The organism is Aureimonas glaciei (assembly GCF_014643375.1).
Classification (GTDB): domain Bacteria; phylum Pseudomonadota; class Alphaproteobacteria; order Rhizobiales; family Rhizobiaceae; genus Plantimonas; species Plantimonas glaciei.
Genome location: NZ_BMJJ01000010.1, coordinates 111,665 through 127,315, shown reverse-complemented (window position 1 = coordinate 127,315; position 15,651 = coordinate 111,665). Strand labels below are relative to the sequence as shown.

General features: G+C 66.5%; 16 protein-coding genes. 4 read left to right on the top strand and 12 right to left on the bottom strand.

Annotation, left to right across the window (positions count from 1 at the left end; all coding sequences use genetic code 11):
- The 5 genes from IEX88_RS19425 to IEX88_RS19405 form a co-directional block, all read right to left on the bottom strand.
- Complete coding sequence (locus IEX88_RS19425) at window positions 1-756, bottom strand: sugar phosphate isomerase/epimerase family protein (RefSeq protein WP_188853898.1); 756 nt, start codon at window positions 754-756, stop codon at window positions 1-3.
- Between the two features lie 25 nt (window positions 757-781).
- On the bottom strand, window positions 782-1,891 hold the full coding sequence (locus tag IEX88_RS19420) for an ABC transporter ATP-binding protein (RefSeq protein ID WP_188853896.1): 1,110 nt from the start codon (window positions 1,889-1,891) through the stop codon (window positions 782-784).
- 2 nt (window positions 1,892-1,893) lie between these two features.
- Window positions 1,894-2,838 (bottom strand): carbohydrate ABC transporter permease, encoded by a 945-nt coding sequence (locus tag IEX88_RS19415; RefSeq protein WP_210319301.1) that lies wholly within the window; start codon window positions 2,836-2,838, stop codon window positions 1,894-1,896.
- Window positions 2,835-3,722, bottom strand: coding sequence for a carbohydrate ABC transporter permease (locus IEX88_RS19410; RefSeq protein WP_188853894.1), 888 nt, complete (start codon window positions 3,720-3,722; stop codon window positions 2,835-2,837). Before IEX88_RS19410 ends, IEX88_RS19415 begins: the two co-directional genes overlap by 4 nt.
- A gap of 64 nt (window positions 3,723-3,786) precedes the next feature.
- The gene (locus IEX88_RS19405) at window positions 3,787-5,034 is read right to left on the bottom strand and encodes an ABC transporter substrate-binding protein (protein ID WP_244640368.1); all 1,248 of its coding nucleotides are present in this window, start codon (window positions 5,032-5,034) and stop codon (window positions 3,787-3,789) included.
- Window positions 5,035-5,216: 182 nt separating this feature from the next.
- Here IEX88_RS19405 and IEX88_RS19400 point away from each other — a divergent pair, with 182 nt between their 5' ends.
- The 4 genes from IEX88_RS19400 (at window position 5,217) to IEX88_RS19385 (ending at window position 9,555) form a co-directional block, all read left to right on the top strand.
- Window positions 5,217-6,278, top strand: coding sequence for a LacI family DNA-binding transcriptional regulator (locus IEX88_RS19400; protein ID WP_188853892.1), 1,062 nt, complete (start codon window positions 5,217-5,219; stop codon window positions 6,276-6,278).
- A gap of 108 nt (window positions 6,279-6,386) precedes the next feature.
- The gene (locus IEX88_RS19395; protein WP_244640386.1) at window positions 6,387-7,103 is read left to right on the top strand and encodes a cell wall hydrolase; all 717 of its coding nucleotides are present in this window, start codon (window positions 6,387-6,389) and stop codon (window positions 7,101-7,103) included.
- A gap of 68 nt (window positions 7,104-7,171) precedes the next feature.
- Window positions 7,172-8,179 carry a Gfo/Idh/MocA family protein gene (locus IEX88_RS19390; RefSeq protein ID WP_188853890.1) on the top strand — a complete coding sequence of 336 codons (1,008 nt, stop codon included), beginning with the start codon at window positions 7,172-7,174 and terminating at the stop codon, window positions 8,177-8,179.
- 149 nt (window positions 8,180-8,328) lie between these two features.
- Window positions 8,329-9,555, top strand: a complete 1,227-nt coding sequence (locus tag IEX88_RS19385) for a nucleotide disphospho-sugar-binding domain-containing protein (RefSeq protein ID WP_188853888.1) — start codon at window positions 8,329-8,331, stop codon at window positions 9,553-9,555.
- Between the two features lie 30 nt (window positions 9,556-9,585).
- Here the strand turns inward: IEX88_RS19385 and IEX88_RS19380 are convergent, their stop codons facing one another.
- The 7 genes from IEX88_RS19380 to IEX88_RS19350 form a co-directional block, all read right to left on the bottom strand.
- Entirely contained in the window at window positions 9,586-10,587 is a 1,002-nt protein-coding gene (locus IEX88_RS19380) for an ABC transporter ATP-binding protein (protein WP_188853886.1), read from the bottom strand.
- A gap of 43 nt (window positions 10,588-10,630) precedes the next feature.
- A complete protein-coding gene (locus IEX88_RS19375) occupies window positions 10,631-11,692 on the bottom strand; it encodes a Gfo/Idh/MocA family protein (protein WP_188853884.1) in 1,062 nt (353 codons plus the stop codon).
- Window positions 11,689-12,060, bottom strand: a complete 372-nt coding sequence (locus IEX88_RS19370) for a HepT-like ribonuclease domain-containing protein (protein WP_188853882.1) — start codon at window positions 12,058-12,060, stop codon at window positions 11,689-11,691. Before IEX88_RS19370 ends, IEX88_RS19375 begins: the two co-directional genes overlap by 4 nt.
- A 2-nt stretch (window positions 12,061-12,062) precedes the next feature.
- Entirely contained in the window at window positions 12,063-12,353 is a 291-nt protein-coding gene (locus tag IEX88_RS19365; RefSeq protein WP_188853880.1) for a nucleotidyltransferase family protein, read from the bottom strand.
- A gap of 11 nt (window positions 12,354-12,364) precedes the next feature.
- Entirely contained in the window at window positions 12,365-13,204 is an 840-nt protein-coding gene (locus tag IEX88_RS19360) for a carbohydrate ABC transporter permease (RefSeq protein ID WP_188853878.1), read from the bottom strand.
- Between the two features lie 9 nt (window positions 13,205-13,213).
- A complete protein-coding gene (locus tag IEX88_RS19355) occupies window positions 13,214-14,140 on the bottom strand; it encodes a carbohydrate ABC transporter permease (protein ID WP_188853875.1) in 927 nt (308 codons plus the stop codon).
- 248 nt (window positions 14,141-14,388) lie between these two features.
- Entirely contained in the window at window positions 14,389-15,612 is a 1,224-nt protein-coding gene (locus IEX88_RS19350) for an ABC transporter substrate-binding protein (RefSeq protein WP_373289629.1), read from the bottom strand.
- Window positions 15,613-15,651: the final 39 nt, after the last annotated feature.

Here is a 15,651-nt window from a genome sequence, read left to right as displayed (position 1 = left end):
TCAGGCTCCGCCGCCGAAAGCGGTCATCGCCTCGGCGCTGCGGGCGGCAAAGCGCCGGAAGTCGGACGGGTTGTCGTGCTCGGCAATCATCAGCTCGGCGCCGGCGGCGATGCCGGCGTCCCACAAGCCCTGCCAGTCCATCGTGCCGTGACCGACATCGGCCCAGCCATCCTCGTCGGCATTCTCGCCGGTGGCGACGATGTCCTTGACGTGCACGGCGGCGATCTGTCCAGAGTAGCGCTCGATCCAGGCTTTCGGGTCTTCGCCGGCGCGCACGATCCAGGCCGCGTCCGCCTCCCATTCGACCCCGGAGCCGAGGATGTGCTCGATCGGCCGGGAGCCGTCGGACAGCGCCACCATCTCGAAATCATGGTTGTGCCAGGCGGTGCGCAGCCCGTGGTCCGTCGCCCGTCCGGCGATGGCCCCGACACGACCGGCAAAGTCGGTCCAGCCTTCGGCGTCCGTCGGCCGATCGGCCGGCAGGAGATAGGGCAGAACGAGGATTTCCGTGCCGAGCGCCCGGGCGATCTCCAGGCTGCGATCGAACTCGCTCTCGAGAAGCTCGACGCTGAAATGGGCGCTGCGCGCGGTCAGGCCGTGGGTCTTCAACGCCGCCACGAGGCCGGGCACGTCGTCGTAAAGAGCGCGGAACGGCTCGACATTGCGGTAGCCGAGATCGGCCAACACGGCGAGTTGGCTGGCCAGCGGCGGAAAGTTGCGGGCCGAATAGAGCTGCATGGAAAGGTCTGGGGTCATGGGGATGTCCGGTAAGGGTTGGGTGTCAGAGACGCTCGCCCGAGGCGCGGTCGAACAGCGAGGCGCGGGAGGGATCGAAGGAAAAGGTGATCGGCTGGCCGTGGCGAAAACTCTTCTCGCCGTCGACGCGGATGGTCAGGGGGTGGCCGCCGAACTTGGTCCACAACAGCGTGTCGGCGCCCATTGGTTCGACGAGATCGATCGTCCCCGTCGCGGCGAAGGACCGCGGCGGCGCCTCGCCGAGCGTGATGTGCTCCGGCCGGACGCCGAGCGTCACCTCGCGGCCGGCCTCGAGCGTGGCCCTGAACGGATAGGGGGCGAGCGAAACGGTTTCGTTGCCCAAAACGATCGCCTTGCCCGCCGGCGAGAAGCGCCCGTCGAAGAAGTTCATCGGCGGCGAGCCGATGAAGCCGGCGACGAAGCGGTTCACCGGCTTCTGGTAGACCTCGATCGGCGGCGCCAGCTGCTGGATCACCCCGTTCTTCATCACCGCGATGCGGTCGGCGAGCGTCAGCGCCTCGATCTGGTCGTGGGTGACGTAGATCATGGTGTTGCCCAGCTGGCGGTGCAGCAGCTTGATCTCGACCCGCAGCTCGGCCCTCAGTTTGGCGTCGAGATTGGACAGCGGTTCGTCGAACAGGAAGACGTCGACCTGGCGCACCAGAGCCCGGCCGATGGCGACGCGCTGGCGCTGCCCGCCCGAGAGCTCGGCCGGCTTGCGCTTCAGGAGCGGCACGAGCTGCAGCATGGTCGCCGCCTTGTCGACGCGCGCGGCGATCTCGGCCTTGGGGATGCCCGTCATGCGCAGGCCGAAGGAGAGATTGTCGTAGACGCTCATGCGCGGATAGAGCGCGTAGGACTGGAAAACCATGCCGATGCCGCGGTCCTTCGGCTCCGACCAGGTGACGTTCTTGCCGGAGATCCAGATTTCGCCGTCGGTGATGTCGATGAGGCCGGCAATGGCGTTGAGGAGGGTCGACTTGCCGCAGCCGGACGGGCCGAGCAGGACGAGGAACTCGCCACGGCCGACGTCGAGGTCGAGCCCGTGCAGCGCCTTCAGCGCGCCGTAGTGGATGTCGAGGTCGCGCACCGAAACGCTGGTGTCGGTGCCGGCGATGTTGGGGGTGGTGTCCATGTTCATCCCTTCATGCTGCCGGCGGCGATGCCGCGGACGAACCAGCGACCCGATACGAAGTAGACCGTCAGCGGCACCAGCGCCGTGAGGATGGTCGCGGCCATGTTGACGTTGTAGGCGCGCTCGCCGGTGGTCGAATTGACGATGTTGTTGAGCTGCACGGTCATCGGCAGGTTGTCGCGACCGGCGAAGGTCAGGCCGAGGATGAAGTCGTTCCAGATGCCGGTGACCTGCAGGATGGTGGCGACGATGATGATCGGCGGCGACATCGGCAGCATCACGTGGACGAAGATCTGCCAGAAGCCGCCGCCATCGACCCGCGCCGCCTTGAACAGTTCCGCCGGCAGGCTGGCATAGTAGTTGCGAAACAGGAGCGTCATAATCGGCATGCCGAAGATCACGTGGATAGTGACGATCCCCGGCAGCGTGCCGTAGAGGCCGAACTGGGCCATGATGCGCACCAGCGGATAGATGAACACCTGGTAGGGGATGAAGGCGCCGACGAGGAGCACGCCAAAGAACAGGTTCGCCCCCCGCACCCGCCAGAACGACAGGGCATAGCCGTTCACCGCGCCGAACAGGATCGAGACGATGACGCTCGGCACGAGGATGCGCACCGAATTCCAGAAGCCGACCTGGATGCCGGAGCAGTCGAGCCCGGTGCAGGCCTCCTGCCAGGCCACGATCCAGGGCTGTACGGTGAGATCGGACGGCCAGGCGAAGATCGAGCCGAGGCGGATCTCGTCCATGGTCTTCAACGAGGTGACGATCATCACGTAGAAGGGCAGGAGGAAGAACAGCGCGGCGAAGAAGAGGAAGAAATAGAGGCCGATCCGCCCGGGCGTCAGCCGCTGCGGCCTTCGTCCGCGCATCGCCGACTTCTCGGCCGGGCGGGACGGTTCGGCGTCCCGGCGCGCGCCGGCGACGGGAGGGGCGAGCGCGCTCATGCTGCCGTCCTCCGCCGGGCGCCATAGGTCTTGAAGTAGAAGAACGGGCCGAGGACGGCGAGGACGATCAAGAGCATGATGACCGAGGCCGAGGTCGCGAGCCCGATATTGGCGCGCTGGAACAGGTAGTCCATGACGAATTTTGCGGGCACTTCGCTCGCCGAGCCCGGCCCGCCATTGGTCAGCGCCACAACGAGATCGTAGACCTTAACGGTCGAGATCGACAGAAGCACCACCGCCGTGCCGATCATCGGCGCCAGCATCGGCAGGATGATCGAGACATAGGCGCGCCAGACCGGAATGCCGTCGACCTTCACCGCCTTCCAGATCTCCTCGTCGATGCCGCGCAGGCCGGCCAGCATCAGGGCCATCACCAGGCCGGAGCTCTGCCAGAGCGCGGCGATGACGACGGCGTAGATCGCCATGTCGCGGTTCGCCGTCCAGTCGAAGGTGAAGCTCTCCCAGCCGAGATCGCGCATCGTCTTCTGGATGCCGAGGGCGGGATTCATCATCCACTGCCAGATCAGGCCGGTGACGATGAAGGACATGGCGTAGGGATAGAGGAAGATCGTCCGCCAGCCGTCCTCGCCGCGGATCTTCTGGTCGAGGAAGACGGCCAGGAGAAAGCCGAGCGTCAGACAGCCCGCGATGAACAGCACGCCGAAGATCGCCATGTGCTCGAGCGAGGTCTGCCAGCGCGCCGAGCCGAACAGCCTGACATAGTTGCCGAATCCGACATAGTCGGCCACCGGCAGGCTGCGCGAGGCGGTGAAGGAGATGTTCACCGTCCACAGCATGGTGCCGACATAGGCGACGAGGATGAGGATCGCCGACGGAATCAGCGACAGCGTCGCCATGCCGGTCGGAAGGCTGCGTCTGGACATGGGGACCTCGCGGATCGATCAATCGGGACGGGGCGACGGCGGGCAAGCCGCCGCCCGGTCGGTGTCAGTCGATCGACTGCAGCGCCTCGCCATAGGCGGCGACCATGTCCTCGGCGCTGGCCGAAGGGTCGTTCCAGAACTCGGTGATGATGTCGCCGAGCGAGCCGTTGAGATCGGAAGAGATCAAGAGCTCGGAATTGCCGACCTGCGTGTCCGGGCTCTTCAGATAGTCCAGGCCCTTCTTGGCGCATTCGTCGAGGCTGGACGTGTCGATGTCGCTGCGGATCGGCACCGAGCCTTTTACCGTGTTGAAGGCGACCTGTGTTTCCGGCTCCAGCATGACCGTGGCGAGAAGGTTCTGGGCCTTCACCTGTTCGGCATCGCTCGTCTTGGGGAAAACGAAGACGTCGCCGCCGATCATGAAGGTCGGCTCGCCCGGCGTCAGCGCGCAGCCGAACTCCTGGCCGGCGGTCTGGCCTGCGGCCTTGAAGTCGCCCTTGGCCCAGTCGCCCATGATCTGGATGCCGGCCTTGCCGGTGATCACGAGCGCCGCGGTGTCGGTCCAGTTGCGCCCGGCCGAGCCCTGGTCGGCATATTGGCGCAGTCTGCCGAAGGTCTCGACCGCCTTCAGAAATTCAGGCGACTGCAGCGCCGCCTCGTCGCGGTCCTGGTAGATCTTCATGTAGACATCGCGGCCGGCGACGCCGAGGAGGACAGCGTTGAACAAGAGACGCTCCTGCCAGAGCTCGCCGCCCTGGGCGAGCGGGATGAAGCCCGCCGCCTGGATCTTGTCGAGGGCGGAGAAGAGCTCGTCGAAGGTCGCCGGCGGCGCAGCGACTCCGGATTTCTCGAACACGTCCTTGGAATAGAACATCCAGTTCTGGCCGTGCACGTTGATCGGCACGGCATAGAATTGTCCGTCCTTGGTCGAGGCCTCGACGAAGGACGGCGGCATGAAGTCACGCCACTTGCCGGCCACGGCCAGCTCTTCGATGCTGTTGAGCAGCCCCTGCTGGGTCAGGTCCTGGAACTGCTTGCCGGTGTTGAACTGTGCGGCGGTCGGCGGATTGCCGCCGACGATGCGGTTGATGGTCGCCGAGCGCGACGCCTCGCCGCCGGCGATGGCCGAATCCACCCATTCGCCGCCCGCTTCGTTGAACTTGTCGGCGAAGACCTTCACGGCGGCGGCCTCGCCGCCGGAGGTCCACCAGTGGATGACTTCGGCCTTCGGCTTCTCCTGGGCCGCCGCGCCCGTCAGCGTCAGCCCGATGAAAGTCGTCGCGAGCATGGCTCGCCGCAGCAATGCGGTCATGTTCCTCTCCTCCCAGAAATCTGCACCGATCTATTTTTGTAATCGTTTACAGTAACCGAAACCTAGAGGAGATTGTAATCGATTGCAACAGGCGGCATGTAGGCTCAATGAGCGAGCGAATCGGCAGGACCAGGAAAGGCGGGCGGAAGGGCCCCGCGGAACGCGCACCGCGCATCGGTGACGTGGCGCGCGAGGCCGGCGTCTCGACCGCGACGGTCAGCCGGGCGCTGGCCGCCCCGGCGAGCGTCAGCGAGGAACTGCGCCGGCGGGTCCTGGAAACGGTGGAGCGCCTCGGCTACACGCCCAATGCCGCGGCCCGCAATCTGCGCGGCGGCCGTTCCCAGATGATTCTCGTCGTCGTCCCGCGCCGCGCCAACCCGCCCTTCTTCGCCGAGGTGCTGCGCGGCATCGACACCGTGCTGTCGGCCGCCGGCTATTCCGTCATCATGGGCAATCTCGACCAGGAGGGCGCCAAGGAGCGCCATGTCGTCGAGATGATGGCCGCCGGCCATATCGACGGCGCGATCATCCTCTCGGGCAAGGTGCCGGTCAGCGGAGAGCGGTCGATGCTGGATACTGGCCTGCCGATGGTCAGCATCTGCGCCGCGGCGGAAGGCACGCATGCCATTCTCACCGACGAGGGCGAGACGATCGTTGAAGCCGCGCGCCATCTCGTCGGCCTCGGCCACCGCGACCTGTTCTACGTCGCCGGGCCAGACGGCAATGCCAACGAGCGCATCCGCTGGGCGGCGCTGCAGCAGCTCTTCGCCGAGCTGGCGCTGGGCGACGTCCGGGTCCGGCGGACGGAGGGCAATTTCCAGTTCTCCGGCGGGGTGACCGCGGCGGAAGCCTTCCTGGCACTGGCGGAACGGCCCACCGGCGTGGTCTGCTGCAACGACGAGATGGCGATCGGCTTCATGAAGACGGTGCAGGCGGCGGGCGTGCGCGTTCCGGCCGACGTCTCGGTGGTCGGATTCGACGGCATCGAGTTCGCCGATTTCTGCGAGCCGACGCTGACGACGGTCTGCCAGCCGCGCTACGAGCTCGGCGCGACGGGCGCCCGGCTAATGCTCGATCTGATCAAAAAGCCCGGGCCCTCCGCGCCGACGACGACCCTTCTCGCCAACGAGTTCAAGGTTCGCGATTCGACCGCCCCGCCCCGGCAGCCGCGACCGGGAGAGGCGCCCGCGAAGGCGGCCCCCGGCGATGCCAAGCCCGCCTTAGTGCCGCTCACCATCTCTTAAGCCCTTGACGGGTAATGTGGGGTTTCCTTTTCGCGACGACGGAACCCCATGCCCCTCGTTCTGCCCTACAAGCGTCTCCTGCTTCTCGCGCTTCTCGTCCCCCTCGGCATGCTGGCGTCCTGCGCCCGCCATCCCCTGATGAGCGACGAGGAGTGCATGACGCGGGTGATGTATTTCGAGTCCAATCGCTCGAGCCCCGAGGGCATGCTTGCCGTCGGCACGGTGGTGATGAACCGGATGAAGTCCGGCAAATACCCCAAGACCGTCTGCGGCGTCGTCGGCCAGAAAAAGCAGTTCGCGCCGGGCGTGCTATCGAAGCCGATGGGGGCCGGCCGCGCGCTCGCCGCCAAGACGGCCAAGGTGGTGATGAAGGGCGGCAAGCATCCGGAAGTCGGCCGCGCCATGTTCTTCCACACCGCCGGCTACTCCTTCCCCTATTCCAACATGCACTACGTCACCATCGCCGGCGGCAACGCCTTCTATGAAAAGCGCAAGGACGCGTCGTCGACGCAGGAACAGGTGCGCCGGCGCGTCGCGGCCGGGCGCCAGGACCGGCTCTCCTATGAGCCGCCGGAGCGCCAGGCGGTGCGGCGCGAGATCCGCGCCGCCCGGCAGCAGCAGGCCGAGCCGGTGTTCGAGCCGGCCGTCATCCCCGAGCCGGGATCGCAGCCGGTGTTCGGCCGCGTGACGCTGCCGGCGGACGAGCCCGCAGTGCAGGACACCGCCCCGACCCTGCCCCCGCCGCCGGTCAGCCGGGTGCGCGCCAGCCGCGGGGCGCCGCTCGAACCGATGAGCATCGAGGAAGTCTTGCGCCGCGGAGGCTGACGCGCCGCGGTCTCGACGCTTGCGCGCCCGGCGCTAGATCCCTTGCACACGGGGCGAAGGGGACAGGTATGGCGGACAAACTCGTCTGGGGAATCATGGGTGCGGCCAACATCGCGCTGCAGAAGGTCGTCCCCGGCATGCTGAAGGACGAGACGAGCGAGATTCGCGGTTTCGCCTCGCGCGATGCCGGCAAGGCTGCTGAAGCCTCGGCACGCTTTGGCCTTCCCACATCCTATGGCAGCTACGAGGCGCTCCTCGCCGATCCCGTGATCGAGGCAGTCTACATCCCGCTGCCGAACCATCTGCACGTGCCCTGGTCGCTGAAGGCGCTCGCCGCCGGCAAGCATGTCCTCTGCGAAAAGCCCATCGCCCTCGATGCCGACGAAGCGGCGCAGCTGGTCGAGGCGCGCGACAAAAGCGGCCGCCAGGTGCTGGAGGCCTTCATGGTCCGCCAGCATCCGCAATGGCTGCGCGTGCGCGAGATCGTCGCCAGCGGCGAGATCGGCGATGTCGTGCTGATGCAGACGACGCTCAGCTACTACAACGCCGACCCTGCCAATGTCCGCAACCAGGCCGACATCGGCGGCGGCGCGCTCTACGATGTCGGCTGCTATGCCGTGCTGCTCTCGCGCTTCGTCTTCGGCAGCGAGCCCTTGCGCGCCATCGCCCTGATCGACCGCGATCCGGTGCTGGAAACCGACCGGCTGACCGGCGCGATCCTCGACTTCGGCGAGGGCCGGCAGCTCAGCTTCGCCACGTCCACCCAGCTCGTGCCCTTCCAGCGCATGCAGATCTTCGGCAGCCGCGGCCGGATCGAGGTGCCGGTGTCGCTGAACGCACCGCAGGGCGAAACGACCACGCTCTTCGTCGACGGCAGCGGCGCCATCGACGGCAGCGGCGTCCGGACCGAGACGATCGAGGCCTGCGACCAGTACATGCTCCAGGGCGCCGCCGCCGTGCGGATTTTCCGCGGCGAGGCGCAGCCGGAATTTCCGATCGAGGACGCGGTGCTCAACATGCGCGCCATCGATGCGCTCTACCTCTCGGCAAAGACCGGCAGCTGGGAAACGATTTGATCTCGGACTGACGGGCCGGATCACCGACGCCCGGCCGCCCGCCGCTTCCAACCTCCATGGGTGGCGGCTAGAATAGGGCTCTCCCGCAAGGGCTGGCCCGCCACCGACCGGGATCTTGCGCCGGAAGCCCGACCGGAAGTTCGTCCGCCATGGCGCATTACGCCCTGATCTGCCCGCCGTTCTACAGCCATGTCAGGGTCTTCGAGGCCCTGGCCGAGGCGCTGGCGGCGCGCGGCCACCGCACGACCTTTGTCCTCAATGCCGGCGGCGAGCGGCTGATTTCTTCTGACGGGCCGGCTGTTGTCACCACCGGCCCCGGCGGCGATCTGGACGCGATCATCAAGCGCGCGGCCCGGCCGAACGGCCCGCTCGGCATCCTGCGCACGGTCGCCGATACCGCGCGCCTCACCGACGCGCTCTGCCGCGACGGGCCGGCGCTGCTGAAGGCGATCGGCGCCGATGCCATCGTCGGCGACCAGATGGAGCCGGCGGCCGGGCTGCTCGCCGCCCATCTCGGCCTGCCGCTCGTCTCCGTGGCCTGTGCCCTGCCGGTGAACGCGGCGCCGGGCGTGCCGCTGCCCTTTCTCGGCTGGCCCTACGACCCCTCCCTCGCCGGCCTGAAGCGCAACCGGGCCGGCGAGAAGGTCGCCGCCTTCCTTCTCCGGCGCCAACGACGGACAATCGAGGCATGGGCGACGCGTTTCGGCCTCGCCCCACGCACGACCATGGAGGACTGCGCCTCACCGCTTCTGCAGATTTCGCAGTGCCCGGCGGGCTTCGACTTTCCGCGTCCCCCGGATCCGCGCTTCCACGCCGTCGGGCCGATCCGAAAGGCCACGAGCGATGAAGCTCTGCCCTTCGGCCTGCATCCGAAGCGCCCCTTCGTCTTCGCCTCTCTCGGCACGCTGCAAGGCCATCGCCTCGACATCTTCAAGACGGTCGCCAGCGCCTGCCGACGGATCGACGCGCAGCTGCTCGTCGCCCATTGCGGCGGATTGAGCGAAGCCGCGGCCTACTCGCTCGGCGCCGACTTCGTCACCGATTTCGCGCCGCAGGCGGCCGTCCTCGCCCGGGCCGACGCCTGCGTCACCCATGGCGGCATGAACACGGTGCTCGATGCCCTGCAGGCCGCGGTGCCGCTCCTCGTCATCCCCATCGCCTTCGACCAGCCGGGCATCGCCGCCCGCGTCGTCCACCACGGCGTCGGCCGCATGCTGCCGCGCCGGGGTCTGACCTCGACAGCGGTTGCGGCCGCCCTGCGGCCGCTGATTGAAAAGCCGGAAGCGACGGCCAAAGCCGCCTGGCTCGGCCGGGAGATCGCCAAAGCGGGCGGCGCGACGCTCGCCGCCCGGCTGATCGAGGAAGCGACGGCCTGATCCTGCCAGGAGCGGAGCCTGTCGAGGGGATCAGGCCAGCGTCGCGCCGTCTGCCCCGAACCGGTGCACCGGGCCGTTCTGGGGCGACAAGCCGACCGTCTCGCCGATCGCCACGCGGCTCTGCCCGGCCAGCCGCACCGTCAACTCCGCCCCTTCGCCGAGCGTCACGTAGAGATAGGTGTCCGAACCCAGATGCTCGACATGCCGGACGGTGCCGGTCCACCGCGCCCCCTCGCCGTCGAGGGCGAGATGCTCCGGACGGATACCGATCGTCTCTGCCCCCTCGCGGGCCGCCAGCGGGCCTTTGAGAAAGTTCATCTGCGGCGAGCCGATGAAGCCGGCGACGAAGAGGTTGCGCGGGCTGTTGTAGAGCTCGATCGGATGGCCGACCTGCTCCACCTTTCCGGCATTGAGGACGACGATCTTGTCGGCGAGCGTCATCGCCTCGGTCTGGTCGTGCGTGACATAGACCATGGTGGCGCCAAGCGCGCGGTGCAGCCGGGCGATCTCTAGGCGCGTGTTGACCCGGAGCGCCGCGTCGAGATTGGACAGCGGCTCGTCGAACAGGAAGAGTTTGGGATCGCGCACGATGGCGCGGCCGATGGCGACGCGCTGGCGCTGCCCGCCGGAGAGCTCCGCCGGCCGGCGCTTGAGCAGCGGCGTCAGGTCGAGAAGCCCCGCGGCCTTCGCCACCCGAGCCTCCCGCTCGGCCTTGGCGACGCCCTCCTGCTTCAGCGCCAGCGCCATGTTGCCGGCGGCGGTGAGGTGCGGATAGAGCGCGTAGGACTGGAACACCATGGCGATGCCGCGCCTGGCCGGCGGCACCGCGTCGACCGGCACGCCGGCGATTTCGACCGTGCCCGACGTCTGGTCCTCCAGCCCGGCGATGACGCGCAGCAGGGTCGACTTGCCGCAGCCGGACGGGCCGACGAAGACGACGAACTCGCCCGTCTCGACCTCGAGGTCGATGCCCTTCAGCACCTCGACGGTGCCGAAGGTTTTGACGATCCGGCTGAGCCGCAAGGATTTCATGTCGGCTTTCCCATCCGTTTCGTCTGGCCGCACCGTGCCGCCGTCACAGGCGCACGCTGCGGTTCTCGCGCATGCTGGTCTCGGCCGCGAGCACGATCTCCAGCGAGCGCACGGCATCCTCGTTGTGCTGGGCGAGATCCATGTCCTCGCGGATCGCCCGGAGAACGAAGGCCTGCTCGCGGTCGCACAGTGCCTGGTGCCCCGGCTCGTCGGCCGTCGACAGCCAGTCGTCGCCGCGCGAGAACTGGCCGTCCGGGCCGCGCTCGGCATGATGCACGCGGATGCGCGCCGTCTTGGTGTGGGTGTCGACGTCGCTCGACGCGGCCCCCTCGTCCATGACGATCGACACCGCGCCCTTGGGGCTGATGACGTCCTTCACGAAGAAGGCCGTCTCCGACATCATCGGCCCCCAGCCCGCCTCGTACCATCCGACCGAGCCGTCGTCGAAGATCACCTGGAGATGGCCGTAATTCACCTGGGTCTCGGCGATCTCGTTGGACAGGCGAAGCCCCATGCCGCGCACCTCGATGGGCCTGGCGTCGGTGATCTGGCACATGACGTCGACATAGTGGACGCCGCAGTCGACCAGCGGCGAGGTCGTCTTCATCAGCTGCTTGTGGATCTCCCAGGCCGCGCCCGAGGACTGCTGGTTGAGGTTCAACCGAATGACATAGGGCCCGCCCAGCGCCCGCGCCGTCTCGATAAACAGCATCCAGGAGGGGTGATGGCGCAGGATATAGCCGATGACGAGCTTTTTGCCGGTCCGCTGGGCGCAGTCGGTCACGCGGCGCGCTTCCTCGGCCGTGCCGGCGAGCGGCTTTTCGACGAAGACATGCGCGCCGGCCTCCATCGCGGCGACGGCGAAATCGGCATGGCTGTCGGTATAGGTCGAGATGGCGACGAGATCGGGCGTCAGCGCCAGCCCCTCTTCGTAGCTGCCGAGCAAGGGATAGCCGGAGAGCTCCACCGGCAGGTCGACGGGCGAGCGGTTGTAGAGCCCGACGATCTCGAAGCCGGGATGGGCGTGATAGGCGAGCGCATGGCTGCGCCCCATCTGGCCGAGTCCCGCGACGAAGACGCGCAAGGGGCGAGCGGTATCAGTCATTTGGCATTTCCATCATCAAAGGTTGCGAGCGCCGCCGCGGCCATGGCGACGATCTCCGGCACCGACTGGCTGGCGGCGGTCCAGAGGCGATCCACCGCGATCTCGAAATAACCGTGGCTCAACTTGTTGCGAATGGCGTAAGCCGCGCGGAGGTCCAGGCCGGCAAGGGCCGTGGCGTGATCGGGCAAGAGCCTCATCAGTTGCCCCGAAGCCTCGCCGACCACCTCGATACACTTGATGACGGCGTGCTGCGTCTTCAGGTCAGCTTCAAATGTCGAGCGATCCTTGCCGGCAATATGGTCCGCAACGAAGTGGCCCCACTGAACGATGTCTTCGAGACGGTCTCGGGCGCTGCGCTGAAAGGCCATGGCTAGAGCGGCCGCTGGTCGCGCAGGACGTTCGGACGGATATCTTTCTTCAGCGTGTCCATCGTAAAGAGATCGACAGGTATCCCCAAGAGATCGCCCAGTTGAAGTTCCAGTCCAACAATATCGAAGAGCGAGACGCCGGAAGGCGAGTCGACCAGGATGTCGAGATCGCTCTCGTCTCCGTCTTCGCCGCGAGCGACCGACCCAAACAAACGGGGGTTGGTGAACCGCGATTGCGCGATCACCGCCAGCACTTCATCGCGCTTTGCCGCCAGAATTTCCGAGGGCTTCATCCCTGCCTCCGTCACTTCACCGCGCCCGAGGTAATACCGCGGATGAGGTTGCGCGAGAACAGGAGATACAGCACCAGCACCGGCAGGATAGCGAGCGACAGGGCCGAGAGCACCGCTTCCCAGTTCGTCAGGTACTGCCCGAGGAACTGCTGCGCGCCGAGCGTCACGGTCTTGGTGGATTCGCCGGGCGCCAGGATCAGCGGGAACCAGAGGTCGTTCCAGATCGGGATCATGGTGAACACCGCCACCGTCGCCATGGCCGGCCGTACCAGGGGTAGGACGAGGACGAAGAACACCTTGTATTCCGACATGCCGTCGATCCGCCCGGCATTCTTCAGATCGTCCGAGACCTGCCGCATGAACTCCGACAGGATGAAGACGGCGAGCGGCAGCCCCTGTGCGACATAGACGAGGATCAGCGCCGTCAGCGTGTTGACGAGGTTCGAGGCGACCATCATTTCGAGGATCGCCACCGTGCCGAGGCGGATCGGGATCATGATCCCGAGCGCCAGGAACAGGCCGGTGAAGCTGTTGCCGCGAAAGCGGTATTCCGACAGGGCGAACGCCGCCATGGCGCCGAAGAGGATGACGAAGAAGATCGACACCACGGTGACGACCAAGCTGTTCTGGAAATAGAGCAGGAAATTGCCCTGCGCCATCACCGTGCCGTAGCCGCCGAGGTTGAAGGTCTCCGTCGTCGGCGGCAGCAGCGGGCTGCCGAAGATCGCCCGGCGCGTCTTGAACGAGTTCATCACTACCAGGACGACCGGCAGCACCGCGATCAGCGAGTAGAGGACGAGGGCGAGGTGGACGAGACCGATGCGGAAGCCGCCGTGGCGTGTGTTGGCCATATCCGCCCCTTACATCTGGTAGCGGCGGATGCGCCGCTGGATGACGAAGAGATACAGCGACACGCCGAGAAGGATGATGGTGAACATGCCGGTGGCGATCGCCGCGCCCATGTGCCGGTCGCCCTGCTGCAGCTGGAAGCCGAAGAAGGTTCGGTAGAGGAAAGTGCCGAGAATGTCGGTCGAACCATCGGGCCCGGCGAGCGCGCCCTGCATCGAGTAGATCAGGTCGAAGGCGTTGAAATTGGCGACGAAGGTCAGGATGGTGACGAGCCCGATGGTCGGCAGGATCAGCGGCAGGCGGATCTGCCAGAACTGCCGGAAGCCGGTGATGCCGTCGCATTCCGCCGCCTCGATGATCTCGTCGGGAATGGTCAAGAGCGCCGCATAAACCAGCATCATCGGAATGCCGACATATTGCCACACCGAGACGAGCGAGACGGTGGTCAGCGCATAGGCCTCGACGCCGAGATAGGGCGCGAAAAGACCCTTCAACCCGATGGTCCCGAGCAGCCCCGGCGCCACGCCCCAGAGCGGCGAGAGGATCAGCTTCCAGATGAAGCCGACGATGACGAAGGAGAGGATTGTCGGCAGAAAGATCACCGTCCGGTAGATCGCAACGCCCTTCAGCTTCGGGATCGATAGGAGGGCTGCCAGCGCGATGCCGATCGGGTTCTGCACCAGCATGTGGATGGCGAAGAAATAGAAATTGTTGCCGAGCGCGTTCCAGAAACTCTGCGACCAGCGGGGGTCGCCGAAAAGAACTCGAAAGTTTTCGAGGCCGACGAAGCGCGTCTCACCGTCCCGCACGCCCTCCAGCGAGGTCCAGAGCGTTTCCGCCAGCGGCACGATCATGATCACGGTGTAGATCAGAATCGCCGGCGCGAGGAAGACGAGGATGTGCCAGCGTCTCGGCTTCCGCAGGGCGGCGTCGCTCATGGGTGGGCGTTCCTCGATTGGGCGAGCGAGTTGACGCGCCGCAAGCTTCGCTATCCGGCGCCCGACTACCAGGCGAAACGTCAAAGAGTATTCTTCTCCCCTTTGGGGAGAAGGTCCGGCAGGGGATGAGGGGAACACCGCATGAGAATGATCTCCCCGGGCGCTCCCCTCTTCCGGCTGCTCGCTTCGCTCGCATCCACCTTCTCCCCCAAGGGGAGAAGAATGGCGTCAAGCTTGTGAGCGCAGGCTTACTTCGCCGGCTTGTACCAGCTGTCGAGGCCCTTCTGCAGCTTTTCGGCGGCCTGGGCCGGGGTCTCGGTCTTGTTCATGACATTGGCCGATTCCGCCCAGGTCTCGTTCTCGAGGTTCGGCGTGCCGCGCGACAGGATCTGGTAGGTCGAGCGGATCGTCGGCGTGCATTCCGAGCGCCACTTGACGAATTCCTGCGCCAGCGGATCCGTCAGCTCGACCTTGGCGTCGATCAGCGGGAAGAAGCCCGGCGCCTCGTTGGCGTAGATGGTGGCGAATTCCGGCGATGCGACCCAGGACAGGAAGGTTTTCGCAGCCTCCTGGTTCGGGCTCTTGGCGTTGAGGCCCATGGCGATGTCCGGATGGTCGGAGATGTAGCAGGTGTCGCCGGCCTTCGGCACCGGCGGCTTGAAGGCGCCCATCTCGAAGTCGACCTGCGGCTTGAACGGCGAGATCTCCCAGGAGCCGGTCGGGTAGATGGCGGCGCGGCCGAGGGTGAAGAGGTTCTGGCTGTCGGGATAGGTCTGCGCCTGGTAGCCGTCGCCCATGTAGTCGGCCCACTTGGCGAGCACTTCGTAAGGCTTCACCCAGTCCGCATCGGTGAGCTTCTGGGTGCCGGCGATCAGCGCCTTACGGCCTTCCTCGCCCTTCCAGTAGTTCGGACCGATGTTCTGGTAGCCCATGGTCGCGGCTTCCCACTGGTCCTTGGTGCCCATGGCGAGCGGGATGTAGGTGCCATCGGCCTTGATCTTGTCGAGCACGGCGAAGAACTCGTCCTCGGTCGCCGGCACTTCCAGGCCGAGATCGGCGAACGCCTTCTTGTTGTACATGAAGCCGTGCAGCACCGAGGCCATCGGCACGCAGAAGGTCTTCGCGCCATCGTCGGTCGACCAGGCGGTCTTGGCGACGTCGCCAAAGTTTTCGATGCCCGGAAGCGCCGAGAGGTCGGCGAGCTGGCCCTTCTCGAACAGCGCCAGCGAGGCGTCGAACGGGCGGCAGGCGACGAGATCGCCGCCGGAGCCCGCGTCGAGCTTGGCCGAGAGGGCGGAATTGTACTCGGTCGGGGCCGACGGCGAGAACACCACCTTGATGTCGGGATGGGCAGCCTCGAAGACCGGGATGATCTTCTCCTGCCAGACCGCCAGATCGTCATTGCGCCAGCTCTCGATGGTCAGCGTCGTCTGCGCCTGCGCGGGCAGCGCCGCGGCGGAAAGCGCCGCGATGGCGGCGGCGGAAAGAAGGAAGCGTTTGGTGGGCAGGGT

Coding starts and splice junctions, on each gene's coding strand:
- IEX88_RS19425 (WP_188853898.1), bottom strand. CDS start 756: ATGACCCCAGACCTTTCCATGCAGCTCTATTCGGCCCGCAACTTTCCG.
- IEX88_RS19420 (WP_188853896.1), bottom strand. CDS start 1,891: ATGGACACCACCCCCAACATCGCCGGCACCGACACCAGCGTTTCGGTG.
- IEX88_RS19415 (WP_210319301.1), bottom strand. CDS start 2,838: ATGAGCGCGCTCGCCCCTCCCGTCGCCGGCGCGCGCCGGGACGCCGAA.
- IEX88_RS19410 (WP_188853894.1), bottom strand. CDS start 3,722: ATGTCCAGACGCAGCCTTCCGACCGGCATGGCGACGCTGTCGCTGATT.
- IEX88_RS19405 (WP_244640368.1), bottom strand. CDS start 5,034: ATGACCGCATTGCTGCGGCGAGCCATGCTCGCGACGACTTTCATCGGG.
- IEX88_RS19395 (WP_244640386.1), top strand. CDS start 6,387: ATGCTGGCGTCCTGCGCCCGCCATCCCCTGATGAGCGACGAGGAGTGC.
- IEX88_RS19390 (WP_188853890.1), top strand. CDS start 7,172: ATGGCGGACAAACTCGTCTGGGGAATCATGGGTGCGGCCAACATCGCG.
- IEX88_RS19385 (WP_188853888.1), top strand. CDS start 8,329: ATGGCGCATTACGCCCTGATCTGCCCGCCGTTCTACAGCCATGTCAGG.
- IEX88_RS19380 (WP_188853886.1), bottom strand. CDS start 10,587: ATGAAATCCTTGCGGCTCAGCCGGATCGTCAAAACCTTCGGCACCGTC.
- IEX88_RS19375 (WP_188853884.1), bottom strand. CDS start 11,692: ATGACTGATACCGCTCGCCCCTTGCGCGTCTTCGTCGCGGGACTCGGC.
- IEX88_RS19370 (WP_188853882.1), bottom strand. CDS start 12,060: ATGGCCTTTCAGCGCAGCGCCCGAGACCGTCTCGAAGACATCGTTCAG.
- IEX88_RS19365 (WP_188853880.1), bottom strand. CDS start 12,353: ATGAAGCCCTCGGAAATTCTGGCGGCAAAGCGCGATGAAGTGCTGGCG.
- IEX88_RS19360 (WP_188853878.1), bottom strand. CDS start 13,204: ATGGCCAACACACGCCACGGCGGCTTCCGCATCGGTCTCGTCCACCTC.
- IEX88_RS19355 (WP_188853875.1), bottom strand. CDS start 14,140: ATGAGCGACGCCGCCCTGCGGAAGCCGAGACGCTGGCACATCCTCGTC.